The organism is Aeromicrobium stalagmiti (assembly GCF_013283745.1).
In the GTDB taxonomy this organism is placed as follows: domain Bacteria; phylum Actinomycetota; class Actinomycetes; order Propionibacteriales; family Nocardioidaceae; genus Aeromicrobium; species Aeromicrobium stalagmiti.
Genome location: NZ_JABSTZ010000002.1, coordinates 176,894 through 194,614, shown reverse-complemented (window position 1 = coordinate 194,614; position 17,721 = coordinate 176,894). Strand labels below are relative to the sequence as shown.

Annotated in this window: 17 protein-coding genes; 3 read left to right on the top strand and 14 right to left on the bottom strand. The window is 72.0% G+C overall.

Annotation, left to right across the window (positions count from 1 at the left end; genetic code table 11):
- On the bottom strand, window positions 1-309 hold the full coding sequence (gene gatC / locus HQK15_RS09970) for an Asp-tRNA(Asn)/Glu-tRNA(Gln) amidotransferase subunit GatC (RefSeq protein WP_173491317.1): 309 nt from the start codon (window positions 307-309) through the stop codon (window positions 1-3).
- Window positions 310-452: 143 nt separating this feature from the next.
- Here gatC and HQK15_RS09965 point away from each other — a divergent pair, with 143 nt between their 5' ends.
- Entirely contained in the window at window positions 453-1,289 is an 837-nt protein-coding gene (locus HQK15_RS09965) for an alpha/beta fold hydrolase (protein ID WP_173491316.1), read from the top strand.
- On the opposite strand, the gene HQK15_RS09960 is transcribed toward HQK15_RS09965, so the two are convergent.
- Window positions 1,286-2,950, bottom strand: a complete 1,665-nt coding sequence (locus tag HQK15_RS09960; protein WP_173491315.1) for an NAD(P)/FAD-dependent oxidoreductase — start codon at window positions 2,948-2,950, stop codon at window positions 1,286-1,288. The two genes, HQK15_RS09965 and HQK15_RS09960, sit on opposite strands and share 4 nt — an antisense overlap.
- Window positions 2,951-2,982: 32 nt before the next feature.
- Here HQK15_RS09960 and HQK15_RS09955 point away from each other — a divergent pair, with 32 nt between their 5' ends.
- Window positions 2,983-3,330: a YrdB family protein gene (locus HQK15_RS09955; RefSeq protein WP_173491314.1), complete on the top strand. Its 348-nt coding sequence runs from the start codon at window positions 2,983-2,985 to the stop codon at window positions 3,328-3,330.
- On the opposite strand, the gene HQK15_RS09950 is transcribed toward HQK15_RS09955, so the two are convergent.
- From HQK15_RS09950 to HQK15_RS09900, 11 genes are all read right to left on the bottom strand, one after another.
- Window positions 3,327-4,145 carry a pseudouridine synthase gene (locus tag HQK15_RS09950; RefSeq protein WP_217361624.1) on the bottom strand — a complete coding sequence of 273 codons (819 nt, stop codon included), beginning with the start codon at window positions 4,143-4,145 and terminating at the stop codon, window positions 3,327-3,329. The two genes, HQK15_RS09955 and HQK15_RS09950, sit on opposite strands and share 4 nt — an antisense overlap.
- 99 nt (window positions 4,146-4,244) lie before the next feature.
- Window positions 4,245-5,273 carry a hypothetical protein gene (locus HQK15_RS09945; RefSeq protein ID WP_173491312.1) on the bottom strand — a complete coding sequence of 343 codons (1,029 nt, stop codon included), beginning with the start codon at window positions 5,271-5,273 and terminating at the stop codon, window positions 4,245-4,247.
- On the bottom strand, window positions 5,274-5,918 hold the full coding sequence (locus HQK15_RS09940) for a hypothetical protein (protein WP_173491311.1): 645 nt from the start codon (window positions 5,916-5,918) through the stop codon (window positions 5,274-5,276).
- Window positions 5,915-6,163: a DUF1272 domain-containing protein gene (locus HQK15_RS09935; RefSeq protein ID WP_173491310.1), complete on the bottom strand. Its 249-nt coding sequence runs from the start codon at window positions 6,161-6,163 to the stop codon at window positions 5,915-5,917. Before HQK15_RS09935 ends, HQK15_RS09940 begins: the two co-directional genes overlap by 4 nt.
- A gap of 16 nt (window positions 6,164-6,179) precedes the next feature.
- Window positions 6,180-6,566: a VOC family protein gene (locus HQK15_RS09930; RefSeq protein ID WP_173491767.1), complete on the bottom strand. Its 387-nt coding sequence runs from the start codon at window positions 6,564-6,566 to the stop codon at window positions 6,180-6,182.
- Window positions 6,566-8,719 (bottom strand): NAD-dependent DNA ligase LigA, encoded by a 2,154-nt coding sequence (gene ligA / locus HQK15_RS09925; RefSeq protein WP_173491309.1) that lies wholly within the window; start codon window positions 8,717-8,719, stop codon window positions 6,566-6,568. Before ligA ends, HQK15_RS09930 begins: the two co-directional genes overlap by 1 nt.
- A gap of 53 nt (window positions 8,720-8,772) precedes the next feature.
- On the bottom strand, window positions 8,773-9,666 hold the full coding sequence (locus HQK15_RS09920) for a ribokinase (RefSeq protein ID WP_173491308.1): 894 nt from the start codon (window positions 9,664-9,666) through the stop codon (window positions 8,773-8,775).
- Between the two features lie 4 nt (window positions 9,667-9,670).
- Window positions 9,671-10,642, bottom strand: a complete 972-nt coding sequence (locus HQK15_RS09915; protein ID WP_173491307.1) for a uroporphyrinogen decarboxylase/cobalamine-independent methonine synthase family protein — start codon at window positions 10,640-10,642, stop codon at window positions 9,671-9,673.
- 123 nt (window positions 10,643-10,765) lie between these two features.
- On the bottom strand, window positions 10,766-11,854 hold the full coding sequence (gene mnmA / locus HQK15_RS09910) for a tRNA 2-thiouridine(34) synthase MnmA (protein WP_173491766.1): 1,089 nt from the start codon (window positions 11,852-11,854) through the stop codon (window positions 10,766-10,768).
- A gap of 11 nt (window positions 11,855-11,865) precedes the next feature.
- The gene (locus HQK15_RS09905; RefSeq protein ID WP_173491306.1) at window positions 11,866-13,071 is read right to left on the bottom strand and encodes a cysteine desulfurase family protein; all 1,206 of its coding nucleotides are present in this window, start codon (window positions 13,069-13,071) and stop codon (window positions 11,866-11,868) included.
- Between the two features lie 77 nt (window positions 13,072-13,148).
- Window positions 13,149-14,219, bottom strand: coding sequence for a hypothetical protein (locus HQK15_RS09900; protein WP_173491305.1), 1,071 nt, complete (start codon window positions 14,217-14,219; stop codon window positions 13,149-13,151).
- Window positions 14,220-14,265: 46 nt separating this feature from the next.
- On the opposite strand from HQK15_RS09900, the gene HQK15_RS09895 reads away from it, so the two are divergent.
- Window positions 14,266-14,724 carry a DUF3995 domain-containing protein gene (locus tag HQK15_RS09895; RefSeq protein WP_173491304.1) on the top strand — a complete coding sequence of 153 codons (459 nt, stop codon included), beginning with the start codon at window positions 14,266-14,268 and terminating at the stop codon, window positions 14,722-14,724.
- Here the strand turns inward: HQK15_RS09895 and HQK15_RS09890 are convergent.
- Window positions 14,714-17,704, bottom strand: coding sequence for a glycosyl hydrolase (locus HQK15_RS09890; RefSeq protein WP_217361577.1), 2,991 nt, complete (start codon window positions 17,702-17,704; stop codon window positions 14,714-14,716). The genes HQK15_RS09895 and HQK15_RS09890 overlap by 11 nt on opposite strands.
- Window positions 17,705-17,721 lie beyond the last annotated feature (17 nt).

Below are 17,721 nucleotides of genomic sequence, written 5' to 3'. Positions count from 1 at the left end.
TCAGCCCTCCCCGAGGATCTTGGGCACCAGGAAGCGCTGCTGGTCGGACGCCGGGGCGGCGGCGAGCGCGTCCTCCGGGGCCAGGCTCGGACGGACGACGTCGTCGCGGAACACGTTGTCGACCGGCACCGGGTGGCTCATCGCCGGGACGTCGTCGCCGGCGACCTGCTGGACGCTCGCGACGTGCTCGAGGATGGCGGGGAGCTCAGCGGCGAGGTGGTCGAGCTCAGCGTCGCTGAGGTCGATGCGGGCGAGGCCGGCCAGGTGGACGACGTCGTCACGCGAGATACCCGTGACGGGCTCAGACATACAGCTTCCTTGGGATGGGAGGTCGTGCGATGGGTGGTCGTGCGATGCACCGAGGGTGCTGATCCATCCTAGTGACTCCGGCGCGGACCCGGCGCCGGGCTCCGAGGCTGTCAGATAACCACGTTCTCTGACACGATGGAGCCATGACCGAGCGCATCTCCCAGTTCACCCACGCCGGCTTCACGTTCGACGTGATCGACAGCGGCCCCCTCGACGGCACGCCGGTCGTGCTCCTGCACGGCTTCCCCCAGCGGGCCACGTCGTGGGCGCAGGTCGCCGAGCAGCTCCACGCCGAGGGCTTCCGCACGTATGCGCTCGACCAGCGCGGCTACTCCCCCGGCGCCCGACCCCGCTCCCGCTTCGCCTACCGGATCACCGGCCTCGTCAGCGACGTCAAGGCGCTGATCGACCAGATCGGCCGGCCCGTCCACCTCGTCGGCCACGACTGGGGATCGGCCGTGGCGTGGGCCGTCGCCGGCAACCACCCCGACGACGTCCTCTCCCTGACGGCCGTGTCGGTCGCGCACCCCGGCGCGTTCATGAAGTCGATGCTCAGCAGCTCGCAGATCCTGAAGTCCTACTACATGCTGCTGTTCCAGCTGCCCTTCCTGCCGGAGCGGATCCTCAGCCGGCCCGGCGGCTTCGGTGAGAAGATGCTGCGGGCGTCGGGCATGGACCGCACCATGATCGAGACGTTCCGCAGCGAGATCGTCGCCGACGGCGCCCTGCGCGGCGGCCTCGGCTACTACCGCTCGTTGTTCCTCGGCGCCAACCAGGTGGGGCGCCGGGTGTCGGTGCCCACGACGTACGTCTGGAGCGACGGCGACACCGCGCTGGTCCGCCGCGGCGCCGACCTCAACCCGCAGTTCGTGACGGGCCCGTACGAGCTCGAGGTCATCCACGGCGCGACGCACTGGCTCCCCGACCAGAACGCCGACCAGCTCGCCGCGAGCATCGTCAAGCGGGTGCGGTCCGTCTAGTCCGGAGCGGGGGCCAGGTGCGCGTGCACCTGGGAGACCGCGCCGGCCCCCTCGCCGCTGGCCGAGGCCACCCGCTTCATCGACCCGGCCCGGACGTCGCCTGCCGCGAAGATGCCGGGCACCGCGGTCTCCAGCGGGGCGGGCGGCAGACCGTCTCGCCACAGCTGCTTGGGGATGTCGCGACCGGTGAGGACGAAGCCACGCCCGTCACGACTGACCTCGGAGGGCAGCCAGTCGCATCCGGGCTCGGCACCCAGCAGCAGGAACAGCCCGTCTGCGTCGAGCCGCTCGGTCGACCCGCCGACCTCGAGGTCGATCCACTGCAGACGCCCCTCGCCGCCGCCGTCGACGACGTGGGCCCCCGTGCGCACCCGGATCGTGCGCTGCATCTGGATCTCGTCGACGAGATAGGCCGACATCGTCTCGGACAGGCTCGCACGGCGGACGATGATCGTCACCGAGCGGGCGAACCGAGCCAGGTGGATCGCGGCCTGACCGGCTGAGTTGCCACCGCCGACGATGAACACGTCGCGGCCCTCCATCTCGCGGGCGACGCTCGACGCCGCGCCGTAGTGGACGCCGAGACCCACCAGCTCCTCGAGCGCCGGGACACCCAGGCGCCGGTAGCGCACGCCGCACGCGATGAGCACCGCACGAGCCCGGACGACCCCCGCGTCGTACGTCACCTCGTGGAGGTCACCGACGCTCAGCCCCTCGACCGCCCGGCCGGTGAAGATGCGCGCTCCGAACCGGGTGGCCTGGAGACGGGCCCGGAACGCCAGGCGCATGCCCGAGACGCCGCGGGGGAAGCCGAGGTAGTTGCGGATCATCGAGCTCGTGCCGGCCTGCCCGCCGACGGCCTCGGCGTCGAGCACGACGGTGCGCAGGCCCTCCGACGCGCCGTAGACCGCGGCCGCGAGGCCAGCCGGTCCGGCACCGATGATCAGCAGGTCGGCGACGTAGTCGTCACCGAGGTCGGCCGGCGACCCGTAGAACGTGGCCGCCAGGCTCCGCTCCGTCACCCCGGCGATCGGCGGACGTCCGAACGCCGCGACGACCGGCAGCGGAGCGTCGTCGCCGACCTCGGCGAGCAGCTCTCGTCCCACCGGGCTGTCGGGGCGGTAGCGAGTCCACGGCGCACCCATCCGGTCGAGGAAGTCACGGATGCCCGCGACCTCGACCTGCGTGCCGTCGTCGACGATCCGGACGCCCGCGACCTCCGGCGTCGAGGTCGACGTCGCCCACTCCGAGAGGTACTCCGCGATCGCGGTGTGGAACTCCTCGTCGCGGGGGGCCTGCGGGATGATCAGGTAGGTGTCGAGCCGACCGACCGCGAGCGCCGGTCGCAGCTCCTCGAGCGCCTGCTGGAACGTCCCGAACTTCACCAGCACGATGCGCCGGCTGCTCGGCGAGACGTTGCGCAGCACGTCCAGGACGTCGACGGCGTCGATCTCCAGGCCGAAGTCGACGCCGATCAGGGCGATGCCCTGGCCGTCCGCGATGATCGCTGCCGCGTGGTCGGTGACTCCCAGGACGTCCGTCGTCACCCGGATGTCGTAGTCGCGGGCGTACCGGCTCTCGAACTCGTCCTGGAGCACGTCGCGGTGATCTTGAGTCGTGACGAGCAGGATCACGGGAGTGGGCCGCGGAGTCTCGGTCATGGCGCGAAAGTAGCACTCCCTAGGCTGGGGTCATGCCTCCCCAGAAGCCCGAGGACCTCGGCCCCCTCGACGCGGTCGCCTTCCTGTGCGAGATCGCGATGGTCGTGCTGCTCGTGCTGGCCGGTCACGGCTTCGCCGACGGCTGGCGCGGCTGGGCCGTCGGCGTGTTCCTGGCGATGGTCGCGGTCGGCATCTGGGCCCAGTGGATGGCACCGCTGTCGGTGCGCCGCCTCGACCAGCCGACGCGCCTGGTCGTGCAGGTCATGCTGTTCATCACCGTCGCGCTCTATGCGGCGGCCGGTGGGCTGTGGTGGCAGGGCATCGTGTTCGCCGTGCTCTCGATCGGCGTCTTCGTCGTGCAGGCCGCCAAGGACGCCTAGCTCGTCAGCGGCAGACGCCGAACGCTGCGGAACGTCCGGGCCGACCCGTCGACCGGGTCGGTGAACGCCAGCTCTCCGGCCAGCAGCTGCAGCGGCCGGCTGAAGTCGTCGACCGCGACGTCCAGCACGTCCGGGTAGAGCGGGTCGTCGACGATCGGGATGCCGAGTCCGTGCAGGTGCACGCGCAGCTGGTGGGTCCGTCCCGTGCGCGGCGTCAGGCGGTAGACGCCCTGCTCGCCCACCTGCGACTCCAGCTCGACGCGGGTCTCGGCGTTGACCGGCGCGTCAGGCACGACGTCGACCTGCCAGCTGCCGCGGCGCTTGACCAGGTGGTTGCGCACCACGGCCGGGAGCTCCAGGTCGTCCCGCACGGGCGCCAGCGCCCAGTACGTCTTGTGGACGGTGCCGGCCTGGAACAGCGACTGGTACGGGCCGCGCCACTGGCGCGTCGTCGCCAGCATCAGGAGCCCGGACGTGATCCGGTCGAGCCGGTGCAGCGGTGACAGCTCCGGCAGGTCGAGCTCGGCGCGCAGGCGGGTCACGACGCTCTGCCGGACGTGCTGGCCGCGCGGGATCGACGAGAGGAACGCCGGCTTGTCGACCACGACGAGCCGATCGTCGCGGTGGACGACGTGGATCTGACCCGGCACCTCGACCTCCTCGGGCAGGTCGCGGTGGAACCAGACGAAGGTGTGCGGGGCATAGGGCTCGTCGTCACGCACGGGGCTCAGGTCGTCGTGGACGAACCGTTCCTCGGCCAGCATCCGCTCGATGTCGACCCGCTCGGGCAGGCGCTCACGGAGCCAGGCGCCCATCGTCGGCCACGGATCGGGTCGGGGCTTGTCGCGGTCGGGCGTGCGCAGCCATGCCGCACCGAGACCGTGGCGCATCGGCAGTGGTGACCGCGGCGGCACTCAGCGTCCCTCGGCCAGCAGCCCTGCGACCTCGTCCGAGGCGTAGAACGGCGCGAGCTCGGCGCGGAGCAGCTCGGCCAGCTCGCCGGACTCGACGAGGGTGCCCACGACGCCGGGCGCGAGTCTGACGACGTCGGCCACGAGGTCGGCACGATCGAGCTCGAGCTCCACCAGCAGCTCGCTCGGCGTGTAGCCGCCGAACGACTCGAAGAAGCCGTCGACGACGGCGTGGCCGAGCGCCACCACGTGCGGATCGGCCAGGATCGAGACCACCAGGTCGCGAGCGGCATCCACGACACCGGCTGCCTCGTCGGCGCCCGCGGCGTCGCCGAGGCCGCGGATGGGCTCGGCCGCGGCGAGGTCCCACACCTGCAGCACCGCCTCGCGGGTGACGGGGTCGCGCAGCGTGTCGACGATGATCCGGTTGAGCCGGCGCACCGCGAGCGTGCCGCCCTTGCCCGCGGTGTCGGCCAGCAGCCCGTCGAGCTGCTTGTCGGCCGCACCGACCACACCCGCCGCGGCACGGGTGCCCAACGACATCAGGGAGCCGAGTCCCGGCACCTTGTCGGCGACGGCCTGGTTGGCGGCCAGCGCCTCGCCCACGATGCGGCCCATGAACCGGGTCGCCGCAGCCCCGACGAGGGGGCTGGCGGTCAGCCGCTCGAGGGCCCGTTCGAGGGACGGTGTGAGCGCGAGGCCTTCGTCGAGCAGACGCTCGACCTGGTCACGGTCGACGACGTCGGACAGCGGGAACGGCTCGGCCGGCCCCGCCCGGACGATCTCGCGCGCCAGCTCGACGAAGCCGGCCACGGCAGCGCTGCCGGGCACGTCGGTCAGGGCGCGGCCGACCACGTCCTTGACGACCGACCGGTCGACCAGGTCGGCGATCTGGTGGCCGCCTGCGGCGTCGAGCAGCGTCTCGCAGAGGCGGGTGACGGTGGTCGTCAGCTCGTCGCCGGACAGACGGTCGACGTGGAACCGGACCTGGGCCTCGAGCAGCCGGTCGGCGAGCGGCGGGAGGGACGCCACTCAGACGACCTCGTCCGGCACCGAGGCATCCCTCAGCAGCATGCTCCGCACCGGCGGCAGCTCGGCCCGGATCGAGCGGTGCAGCCCGTCGCGGAAGTAGACGATGTGCGACTCGTCGTCCCAGCGTGTCGCGATGCGCTCCTCGAGCTCGGCCAGCGGATCGGGGCGACCGGCGACGAAACGTCTCCACTCCGGCGGCGTCACGTGGACGACGAAGACCTCACCGTCCTCGTCGACCACCTCGTAGGAGCCGTGACCGGTCACGTTGACGTTGGCGTAGGTCCGACGCAGGACGGCCTCGAGGTCGTCGTTCCCCTCAGCCGTGGAGCCACTGCCCACCGTCGTGCGCACCTCGTCGACGCGGGACTCCGCCCACTTGGCGATCACGTAGGCGGCGTAGGCCATCACGTCGTCCAGACCACTGTCACGGCGCCACGAACGGTCGAACAGCAGACGCGACACCGCCCGGTCGGGGCCGATCGCGACGACCACTTCGAGCGTGTCGAAGCCGTCGTCGCCGGTCACGAGCTCGAGACGGTCGACGACGTAGTCGCTGCCGTATCCGTCACTGCGGTCGAGGCCGTCGGACGGGTCACGGGTCTCGAAGAGCCGGCGCAGCCCCGCCAGCAGCTCCTCGTCGGTCATGCGGGGACCGCGCGGCAGTCGGGGTTGAAGACACGAGTCGTCGACGGCGGGTCGTCGACCAGCCGCGAGGCCGACGGAACCGGACGGCGCACGAGCTCGCCGCCGCAGTTGGGGCACTCACCGCGCAGGACGTCCTGGGCGCAGTCGCGGCACCACGTGCACTCGTAGCTGCAGATGAAGACATCGGTCGAGTCAGGCGCGACCGTGCGGTCGCAGCACTCACAGCTGGGGCGGATGTCGAGCATGGGACCAGTATGACCGTCAGGACGCTGGCTGGATGAGATCCCAGCCGTTTCCGTAGAGGTCGTCGAAGACGGCCACGCTGCCGTAGACCTCGTGGCGGGGCTCCTCGCGGAACGAGACGCCCGCCGCCAGCATGCGCTCGTGGTCGCGGGCGAAGTCGTCGGTCTCGAGGAAGAACAGCACGGCGCCACCTCCCTGACGTCCGACAGCGGCCCGTTGCTCGTCGCCCTCGGCAGGCTTGAGCACCAGCGCCGCACCCGATCCACCAGCCGGCGCGACGACCACACGACGCCGTCCGCCGCTCGTCTCGTCGGTGAGCACGTCGAAGCCCAGGGACGAGGTGAAGAACGCGAGCGCCTGGTCGATGTCGTGGACCAGGAAGTTGACCGACGCGAGGGACGACATCACGCCTCGCCGACCTGATCGGCTGCGGCTGCGTCATCGTCGGCCGCGTCGTCGTCGGCCGCCGGCGGGCCCTCGGCCAGCAGCTTCTCGAAGGCCTCCTCGTCGAGGATCGGACGACCGAGCTCCTCGGCCTTGTCGGCCTTGGAGCCGGCGTTCTCCCCCACCACGACGTAGTCGGTCTTCTTCGACACCGATCCCGACGCCTTGCCGCCGCGGGCGATGATCGCCTCCTTGACCGAGTCGCGGGTGAACCGCTCGAGCGAGCCGGTGACGACGATCGTGAGTCCCTCGAGGGTGCGCGGGATCGACTCGTCGCGCTCGTCGGCCATGACGACACCGGCGTCGCGCCACTGCCTGACGATGTCGGCGTGCCAGTCGACGGCGAACCACTCGACGAGGGCATCGGCGATCGTCGGGCCGACGCCGTCGACTGCCGAGAGCGTCTGGGCCGGGTCGTCGACGGTGAGGACGTCCTCGATGGCCTGCATCGTGCCGAAGTGCGTCGCGAGCGCCCGCGCCGCCGTGGGACCGACGTGGCGGATCGACAGCGCCACGAGGACGCGCCACAGCGGCTGGGTCTTGGCCGTCTCGAGGTTCGCGAGCAGGGCGATGCCGTTGGCGCTCAGGACACGACCGTCGACCGCGTCGTCGGTCTCGGTCTTCTTGGCAGCTCGGGTGTAGAGGCCGACCTTCATCAGGTCGTCGTGGGTCAGGGCGAACAGCCCGCCCTCGTCGGTGAGCACCCCGGCGTCGAGCAGCGCGGTGGCACCTTCCCAGCCGAAGACCTCGATGTCGAAGGCCCCGCGTCCGCCGACGTGCGTGAGACGCTCGCGCAGCTGCGAGGGGCACGAGCGCGTGTTGGGGCAGCGGATGTCCTTGTCGCCCTCGCGCGACGGCGCCAGCGGCGTGCCGCAGGCCGGGCACTCGGTGGGCATCACGAACTCGCGCTCGCTGCCGTCGCGGAGCGCGACGACCGGGCCCACGATCTCGGGGATCACGTCACCGGCCTTGCGCAGCACGACCATGTCACCGATCAGGACACCCTTGCGCTTGACCTCGTGCTGGTTGTGCAGCGTCGCCATCTCGACCGTCGAGCCCGCCACGCGGATCGGCTCCATGACGCCGTAGGGCGTCACCCGACCTGTGCGGCCGACGTTGACCCGGATGTCGAGCAGCCGGGTGTTGACCTCCTCGGGCGGATACTTCCACGCGATCGCCCACCGCGGCGCCCGCGACGTCGACCCGAGACGCCGCTGGCGGTCGACCTGGTCGACCTTGACCACGACGCCGTCGATCTCGTGGACGACGTCGTGGCGGTGCTCGCCGTAGTAGGCGATGAACTCCTCGACGCCGGCCAGGTCCTTGACGACCTTGGCGCGGTCGCTGGTGGGCAGGCCCCAGGCCTTGAGCGCGTCGTAGGCCTCGCTCTGGCGCTCGGGGCTGAACCCCTCGCGGTAGCCGAGGCCGTGGCACACCATCGACAGGGGACGGCCCGCCGTGACCGTGACGTCCTTCATCCGCAGCGTGCCCGCGGCGGCGTTGCGGGGGTTGGAGAACGGGTTGTTGCCCGCCTCGGCCCACGCGGTGTTGAACTCCTCGAACTCCCTCGTCGGGAAGAACACCTCGCCCCGCACCTCGACGTAGGCCGGGACCGGATGGTCCGCCGAGGCCTTGAGCTGGTGCGGGATGACCTTGATGGTGCGCACGTTGTTGGTGACGTCCTCGCCCACCCGGCCGTCGCCGCGTGTGACCCCACGGGTGAGCCTGCCGTCCTCGTAGGTCAGCGAGATCGCCAGGCCGTCGACCTTGAGCTCGCACAGGAACTCGGCGTCGTCGACGCCCTCGCGGACCAGGCGGCCGTGCCAGGCCTCGAGCTCCTCGCTCGAGAAGGCGTTGTCGAGGCTGTAGAGCCGCTCGCGGTGCTCGTAGGCCTCGAACGACGACGAGGCGTGCCCGCCGACGGTCTGTGTCGGGGAGTCGGGCGTCCGCAGCTCGGGCAGCTGCTCCTCGAGCTCCTCGAGGTCACGCATGAGCTGGTCGTACTCGACGTCGGAGACCGTCGGCGAGTCGTCGACGTAGTAGCGCTCACGGTGCTCGATGAGCGTCTCCGCGAGCTCCTTGTGCCGCTGCCTCAACCCGTCGTCGTTCGCCATGGTCTGACTTTATCGCCGGGTGACGACACTCCGCTCGGGGCGAGGGTGGGCCCTCAGCCGCGGGGCAGGTGGAACGCGGGGTATCCCGAGCCCGCCCCCGGTGACTGGACCGCGAGCGAGCCTGCCGCGGCTGCCGCCTCGACGCACGGGCGCAGGGACAGGCCGGACGCGAGCCCGGCCGCGAGCACGCCGACGAACGCGTCGCCGGCACCCGTCGTGTCGACGACCCGGGGCGGCGTCGGGGACGCCACCTCGACGACCTCGTCGGGCGTCACGAGCACCGCGCCCGCGGATCCGAGCGTCACGACGGCCGTGCGGCAGAGCGCGAGCAGCTCGTCGCGCGCCGCCCTGACGTCGGTGGCACCGGCCACCGGTCGACCCAGCAGGTCGGCGGCCTCGTGCTCGTTGACCACGAGCGGGTCGGCGAGGGCCACGACGTCGGCGGCGGACCGATAGGGCGCGAGGTTGACGACCACCCGCGTGCCGGCGGCCGAGGCCGCCGTCACCGCTTCCGCCACGACCTGGTCGGAGACCTCGCACTGCACGACCAGCACGTCGGCCGATCGCACCAGGTCGAGCGCCGGCCCGTCGAGCACCACCTGGGCGTTGGCGCCCTGCTCGACCACGATCTGGTTCTGCCCGTCGACGTCGACGAACACGTACGCCGTGCCCGAGCCGGTGCCGGTCACCGCCGCGAGTGCCGACACGTCGACGTGGGCGTCCGCCAGCACCGAGCGCAGCCGGGCACCTGCCTCGTCGTCGCCGACGGCGCCGACGAGGGTCACCTCCGTGCCCGTGCGCGCCACGGCCATGGCCTGGTTGGCACCCTTGCCGCCGATCCCCTCGCGCGTCGAGGTCGCGAGCACCGTCTCACCCTCGACCGGCAGCCGCTCGACCGTCACGATCACGTCGCGGTTGACGCTGCCCACCACCGTCACCTTCGCCATCTGGCTAGCCTCCCAGCCGTACGGCGGTCGCGGTGGCCAGGGACGTCGCGGCCCGCGCCCAGTGGGGCGAGGCACCTGCCAGGCCGCAGGTCGGGGTCACGACGAGCCGGCCGGCGTACGCCTCGGCCTCGAAGCCGAAGTGGCCGAGGAACGTCTCGATCCGGCCGGCGAGCAGCGTGTCGGTGACTCCGGTCGTGTCGGTCGACGGCACCACCCCGAACCACAGGTCGACGCCCTGCTCGAACGACTCCGCCCACACGTCGGCGGGCCGCGCGAGGCCCAGGTCGAACGAGATGGCGGTGAATCCTGCTCCGGCGAGCAGCCCGACCGGCACGTCCGACGCACAGGAGTGCACGACGGGGCGTGCACCGGCGTCGACGATCGACTCGACGACGCCGCGGAGCAGCTCGTCCGCCTCGGGCGGGTGGACGCTGCGGTGCCGCGACCAGCCGCTCGCGGTGGGGATGCCGCCGTCGAGGACAGCCGCGATCGCCGGCTCGTCGACCTGCACCACGAGATCGGCGCGGGCGAAGCGCCTCCGGGCGTCCCGCACGTGGGCGCCCAGCCCCTCGGCGAGCGACTGGGCGATCTCACGGCGAGCACCGTGGTCGGCGAGCATCTTGTCGCCGCGAGGACGCTCGACCGTCGCGGCGAGCGTCAACGGCCCGGTCACCTGGATCTTGATCGGTCCCTCGTGCTCGTGCGCGAGCTCCTCGGCGACGTCGAGGTCCTGCGCCAGCAGCGAGCGGGCCCTTCGCACGTCGGCCCCCTCCCCCACGCCGATGCGCCAGCCGTCGGGCTGCAGGTCGGCCTCGAGCCCGGCCAGGATCGCGAGCGTCCGGCCGATCATGCCGGCATGGACCCCGCGACCGGGCAGCTCGGGGACGTACGGAAGCCCCACCTCGTCGAGGATGACGCGCAGCGACTCCTCGAAGTCCGTGCCGGGCATCGAGCCGATGCCGGTGCCGACTGCCATGGGGATCCTGTTCTGTGGTGAGGGCGGTGCGCTGGCGTCCACGCTCCCGCGGGGGCGGTGCGCTGGCGTCCACCTGCGGCGCGAGCCTGGACGCTGGTGCACCGCGACGGGCGGTGGTGGACGCTAGTGCACCGCCACGCGGGAGGTGGCGGAGATGGTGGCCGAGCCCACGACGCGGGTCCCGGCATAGATGACGCACGCCTGGCCGGGCGCGATGCCGCTCGCCGGGTCGAGCAGGTCGACGTGGACGGAGTCGTCGGTGACGACGACCCGGGCCCGGTGCTCGTCGCCGTGGGCGCGCAGCTGCACCGTGCAGTCGAGCGGCTCCGCCGGGGCGAGGCCGCACCACAGGGGCTTGACGCACTCGAGCGCGTCGACGGCGAGCGCCTCGCGCGAGCCGACCGTGACGGTGCCGCTGACCGGCTCGATGTCGAGGACGAACCGCGGCTTGCCGTCGTCCGCCGGCACGCCGAGCCGCAGACCCCGTCGCTGGCCGATCGTGAACGCGTAGGCGCCGTCGTGCTCGCGCAGCACCGTGCCGTCCTCGTCGACGATGGTGCCGGGCCGGGGTCCGATCTTCTCGCCGAGCCAGCCGGCGTTGTCACCGTCGGGGATGAAGCAGATGTCGTGGCTGTCGGGCTTCTGGGCGACCTGGATGCCGCGGGCGGCCGCCTCGGCGCGGACGACGTCCTTGGTCGTGTCGCCGAGCGGGAACAGCGAGTGCGCCAGCTGCTCCTGCGTCAGCACGCCCAGCACGTAGGACTGGTCCTTGCCGTGGTCGATCGCCCGGTGCATCTCGATCGTGCCGTCGCCTGCGGTGCGCAGCTGCGCGTAGTGACCGGTCGCGACGGCGTCGAAGCCGAGCGCGAGCGCCCGGTCGAGGACGGCCGCGAACTTGATCTTCTCGTTGCAGCGCAGGCACGGGTTGGGCGTACGTCCGGCGGTGTACTCGGCGATGAAGTCGTCGACGACGTGGTCGGCGAACTCCTCGCTCATGTCCCAGACGTAGAACGGGATGCCGAGCTCGTCGGCGGCGCGACGGGCGTCGCCGGCGTCCTCGATCGAGCAGCAGCCGCGGGCGCCGGAGCGGTAGGACCGAGGGTTGCGGCTCAGCGCGAGGTGCACGCCGGTGACGTCGTGGCCCGCGTCGACGGCCCGTGCAGCGGCGACGGCGGAGTCGACGCCGCCCGACATCGCAGCGACGACCCGCATCGGGGCGACGGTCACGATCCGGACCTCACGAGCGAGGCCCGCTGGGCCCGCTGGTGGACGGCCGGCAGCGCCGCGAGCACGCGGTCGACGTCGGCCTCGGTGGAGGTGTGGCCGAGGCTGAAGCGCAGTGATCCACGCGCGGCCACCTCGTCGTAGCCCATGGCGAGCAGGACGTGGCTCGGCTGCGGCACGCCCGCCGCGCAGGCGGAGCCCGTCGAGCACTCGATGCCCTGGGCGTCGAGCAGCATCAGCATCGCGTCGCCCTCGCAGCCGGGGAAGGTCACGTGCGCGATGTTGGGCAGCCGGTGGTCGGCTCCGGGCAGCGGGTCGCCGTTGACGATCGCGTCGGGGACGACCCGCACGATGCCCTCGACGAGCCGCTGACGCAGCGACTCGATGCGGGCGACGGTCTCGGCCTGACGACCGAGGGTGACGTCGACGGCGGCGGCGAACGCGGCGATCAGCGCGACGCTGACCGTGCCGGATCGCAGGTCACGCTCCTGGCCGCCGCCGTGCAGCAGCGGCGTCGCCTCGATCTCGCGGCCGATCATCAGGGCGCCGACACCGACCGGACCACCCAGCTTGTGGGCCGTCACGGTCATCGCGTCGAGGTCGCTCGCGGCGAAGTCGAGCGGCAGGTAGCCGGCCGCCTGCACGGCGTCGCTGTGCACCGGGATGTCGTGGGCGCGGGCGATCTCGACGACCTCGCGGATCGGCTGGATCGTGCCCATCTCGTTGTTGGCCCACATCATCGTCACGGCCGACACGCTCGCGGGGTCGCTCTCGACGGCGGCGCGCAGGTCGTCGACCAGGATGCGGCCCTGCTTGTCGACCGGGGTCATCTCGACCTCGGCCCCCTCGTGCTTGGCCAGCCACGTGACGGGGTCGAGCAGGGCGTGGTGCTCGATCGAGCTGAAGACGATGCGGTGACGCGCCGAGTCCTGGGCCAGCCGCGACCAGTAGAGCCCCTTGATCGCGAGGTTGTTGGCCTCGGTGCCGCCGGAGCAGAACACGACCTCGCTGGGCCGGGCGCCGAAGCGCTCGGCGATCAGCTCGCGGGCCTCCTCGACCGTCCGACGGGCGGCGCGACCCGACGCGTGCAGGGACGAGGCGTTGCCGGTGACCGCCATCTGCTCGGCCATCGCGGCGATCGCCTCGGGGACCATCGGCGTGGTCGCCGCATGGTCGAGGTAGACGGTGCCGTCGCTGTCGTTCATCGCTCGTCAATCGTAGCCCGCGGTCACAGCGGTCACCGCCCGCAGCGGCGCAGCAGCTCCGCGGACGTGCGACCAGGTCACCGCCCGGGCGTCTCGCAGCGTCCCCGCACGTCGATCTCGGTGAACCGGTCGTCGAGTCGGACACGCACCGAACGGAGGTCGTCGTTGGTGAAGGCGCGCTTGGGCATGCCCCCGAGCTCACCGTCGTCGTCCCTGCTCACGCTGCCGTAGCCCTGCCTCGTGAAGAGGGAGGTCAGCTGTCGGGCCAGCGATTCGTCCAGGGGCGGGACGGCCACCGGCAGCACCTCCCCCGTCTCGGGGTCGTCCGTCGTCATCACCTCGACCCGGACGTCCCGCTGCCAGCCCTTGTGGTCGTCATCGTCCTCGCACGCGGTCAGCTCGACCTGTGGCACACCCCACGGAGCGTCGACGGCCGCGACGATGTCGGCGACCAGCTCGTCCTGCTCGCTCACCGTGGCAGCCGGGACGCCCCGCGGTGGCCTGTCGTCGAACGGCGGACGACCCTGGTGGTTCCACCAGCCGATGACGATCGCGGTCACGAGGGCGACCAGCAGCAGCCCCGCGACCGTCCCGAAGGCGACCCAGTGCCGCTCGCGCCAATACATGATGTGCGGGACCTCGGCCTCGAAGCCCTGAGTCGTCAGGGTCTCGTCGGTCGCCTCCACGCCGACCTCGGCCGCGATCGCCTCGAGCTGCTCCGTCGTCCAGAAGACCCCGTTGAGCCGGATGCGGGGTCCGCCGTCCCTGGCACGCAGGACCAGCAACCGGCTCGCCTCACGCACGTTCACCGCCGAGGCGTGGAACGGGGCGAGCACCCCGACCACGTCGTCACCGTCGAGGACCGTGCGCCGCACCCACCAGCGCCGGTAGTCGACCCGGCCGCCGCCGATCGTGACGCGGGACGTGCTGATCAGGACCAGGGTGCAGCCGAGCACCGCGACCACGGCCCCGCCGACCAGCGCGAGGAAGAACAGGGCCTCACCGATCGTGTCCGCCCGGGTGACGTTGATGACGACCAGGACGAGCACCAGGACCAGGGCGCGACGACGCAGCGACGCGAGCCACCGCCAGTAGCGCTGCCTGCTCGGCCGAAGCACCTGCGTCCGCACCCCCGTCGCGTCCTTCACCCGGACAGTCTGTCAGTGGCGGCGTCGCTCGTCCTAGGCTGGCGGCATGGACCAGCCGCACCGACGGGCAGCCGTCGCGACCGTCCTCGGGCTCGGACACGCGGCCGTCAGCCTGGTCTGGGTGCTCGGCGGCACCTGGCTGCTCGACACGGTCGGTGGGTCGATCGAGCGGTGGGGCCGCGACGGTGGTCTCGGCGTGCGCCTGGCCCTGCTGCTCGTCGTCGTTGCGAAGGCGGGTGCAGTCGGCGTGCTCTGGCTGGCCGTCGTTCGTCCCACGCGGCCGGCGCGCGTCCTCGCCTGGCTGGCCGGGATCGTGCTCACCCTCTATGGCGGGGTGCTCACGCTCGTCGGCGTCGTCTACGTCAGCACCACCTCGCTCGAGGGAGCGGCCGACCCGTACGCGCTGCGGTGGCACGCCTACTTCTGGGACCCCTGGTTCCTGCTGTGGGGGCTGGCGACCCTCGCGGCGCTGAACGCCACGAGGGTCCGCGACCTCAGGCCTTGACCTCGGCGGTGCCGTAGGGCTGGAGCGTGACCGGTCCGACCAGGCCGTACTTCTGTCGCGCCGAGCTGCCGAAGACGACCGCCTGTGCCGTGCGCAGCCGGTTGAGCAGCGTCGAGGCGACCTCGACCTCGATCGTGTTGCGTCCCGTGCGCAGGACGTCGCCGAGGTCGACCACGGTGTCGAGAGGGTTGGTCCCTGCGACCCGGTCGCCGTTGACCGTCACCCGGAACGAGCCGAGCACCGAGCCGAGGTCGAGGTAGGCGCCGGTGCCACGTCGACCGTCCCAGGTGAGGGTGGTCGTGTAGCGACCGATGCCCGAGACGTCCTCGAGTCCGGGCACCTCCAGCCACGGCACGAGGGCCGAGAGCTGGTGCTTCGTCACGACCTTGCGGGTGGTCGACGGGGTGCTGCCGGGCTGCCAGTCCTCGACCTCGAGGCTCCATGCGGTGAGCTGGCGGGCAGCAGGCACAGCGCCGATCGTCGTGCGCCGGGTGCGGGAGTCACCGAGCACCGTGGCGTACGTGCCGGCAGTCGCGGAGCGGATCACCAGGTGCGGGCCCTCGACCCGCGCGGCGTCGGCCTCGGTGGAGACGACCTGCGGCACGCGCTGCGCCGATCGCGCCGCCCATGTGCTCCGGGCCAGCACGACGATCGTGCTCTGGCCGGGCTTGAGCCGCAGCCGGACGCCGATGCGCTCGCCCTCGCGGACGTACTCCGCCACGCGGCTGACCTCGCCCGTCCACGCGTCGAGCATGAACGGCACCTGGCGCGCGTCGCGACGGTCGAACCACACGACCTGCTCGACGGTCTCGAGCTTGCGGTTCTCGGCGTGCCGCGCGTTGGCGACGTAGAACAGGTCGGCGTCGTCGGTGCGACGGTGCACGTGGATCAGGGTCGAGCGCTCGTGCGTGACGTGCTGCCGGACGCCGAGCGCCGACAGCGCACCGGGCACGTCCGCCGGGAGCGCGACCGTCCGGACGTTCGCCCGCGACTGCGCCGAGGCGACGGCAGCGGCGACCACCGCGTCGTCCGCCGTGGACCCGAGCCCGTCGGCCGTCGGCGTGCTCCAGTCGCCCAGGAAGACGATCGGGAAGCCGTTCTTCGCCAGCTCGGCGACCCGCTTCGCCGCCGACAGCGTGAGCGTCGCCCGACGGCCGCGGAACGCGTCACCCTCGATGATCATGGCCTTGTAGGCAGGGCCGTCCGGCGCGAGCCGGCCGCGCTTCAGCGATGCCGACGGCCAGCCCAGCACGTCGGAGCTGATGAAGCTGTGGCTCCAGCCCAGCGGGATGCCGTCGTTGGTCGCCCAGAGCGCGCCGATGCCCGTCGCGGCCCAGCCCTTCTGGCGGTAGAACACCAGGTCGACGGTGTTGGTGCCGGTCTGCAGCACCCACTGCGTGCGCTTGAGGTAGGCCGCGACGTCCGGCACGTGCTTCCACGTCGGCTGGCGCGGGCCCCAGGCCTCTGAGAATCCGGGGGTGTTGTTGCCGTACGGCGAGAACGCGGCAAAACCGGGCCACGCGGCCCCGGGCGCCTCGGCGTACGGGAAGCCGTGGAGCACGGCCTGGTTGACGCCCGCGGCGTAGATGCTGTTGACCGTCGTGAGCACGCGATCCCACGTGACGTTGTAGGCAGCGCCGTTGTAGGCAGCCGCCTCGCACGACAGCACCGTGCGACCGCCGAGGTCGCGGCCGCCGGCCATGACGCGGTAGTCGTCGAGGTTCTTGAAGCCCAGCGACTCGGTCTCCGGCACGTCGAGCAGGCCGGAGTAGGCCAGCGTGTCGGTCTCGAGGCCGTACGCCTGGATGCGCAGCTGCAGGCCCTGACGGTGGGCCCAGTCGCGGGCCGGGATGAGGTGGTGGTCGCGGTAGAGGTCGCTGAAGACCTGCGCGATGTCGTCACGGACACGGCTCGTGCGGTCGGGCTCGTACGTGTAGAGGTACTTCTCGTTGACCTCGAGCATGATCGGCAGGTAGGGCGTCAGGTCGTAGCCGCGGTTGTCACGGAACGCCGCCAGGAAGCCCGGGGTCCAGATCGTGGCGTCCGTCTCGATCTCGAGGGAGTCCTCGAAGAACGTGCCGCCGGCGCGGCGCAGCAGCCGGGCGATGCGCGACGACAGGATGTGCCGGTCCCAGTAGGCCGTGAGGGTGTCGGTCGCCGATCGGCTGAAGTGGTCGATGACGAACGAGTCGGGCGAGGTGTGCGGGCCTGCTTCGGGCTTCTGGCCCGAGCCGCGCTGCCAGTACGCGAGCAGGAGCCACGAGCCCGTGGCCGGGGCCGTCCAGGTGATCCTCTCGTCCTCGACCTGGTCGGTCAGGTCGACCAGCGACTCGCGGTCGAGGGTGCTCTCACGGGTCGACGGGGTGACGAGCCTGACGGCCTGCACCCGGACCAGGGTCTTGCCGGTCACGCCGTCAGCGGCCTCCACGACGGGCTCGGGCAGGGCGGCGTCGTACGTCTGCCCCGCGGCCACCGTCGCGAGCCCGTGCGCCAGCTCGTGCGACGCGTCGGGCGAGTCGGGCTGCACGGTGGGGACAGCGGCGGGCCACGAGGGGCCGGCGGTGACGTCGATCGTGATGCCCTCGCGTGATGCCTGGGTCAGTGCCGCGTCGAGACCCGCGATCCACGGCGCCGTCGCCCATCCGTGTCCCGCCGGGTCCAGCCCGCTCTTGATGCTGTGGTGCACGTCGGCGACCTCGAGACCGCCGAAGCCGGCGTCGGCGACCTGCTTGACCTCACGGGCGATCTCGGCCGGCTCGACGTGGCCGTTGGGCCACCACCAGCGGAAGCGCGCACCGGCCGAGGCGGGCGGCGCGGCGAAGCGGCCCTCGAACGAGCCGTGGGACCCCGTCGACACGGCCGGCGACGAGGGCAGCACGGGTGCGGCGAGAAGGCCGAGGCTCGCGGCCGCACTCACCTGGAGCACGCGACGGCGGCTCGGGCCGGTGGAGGTGGGCAGGTCGGACGTGTCGTCGTGCAAGGCGGTCCCCCGAGATA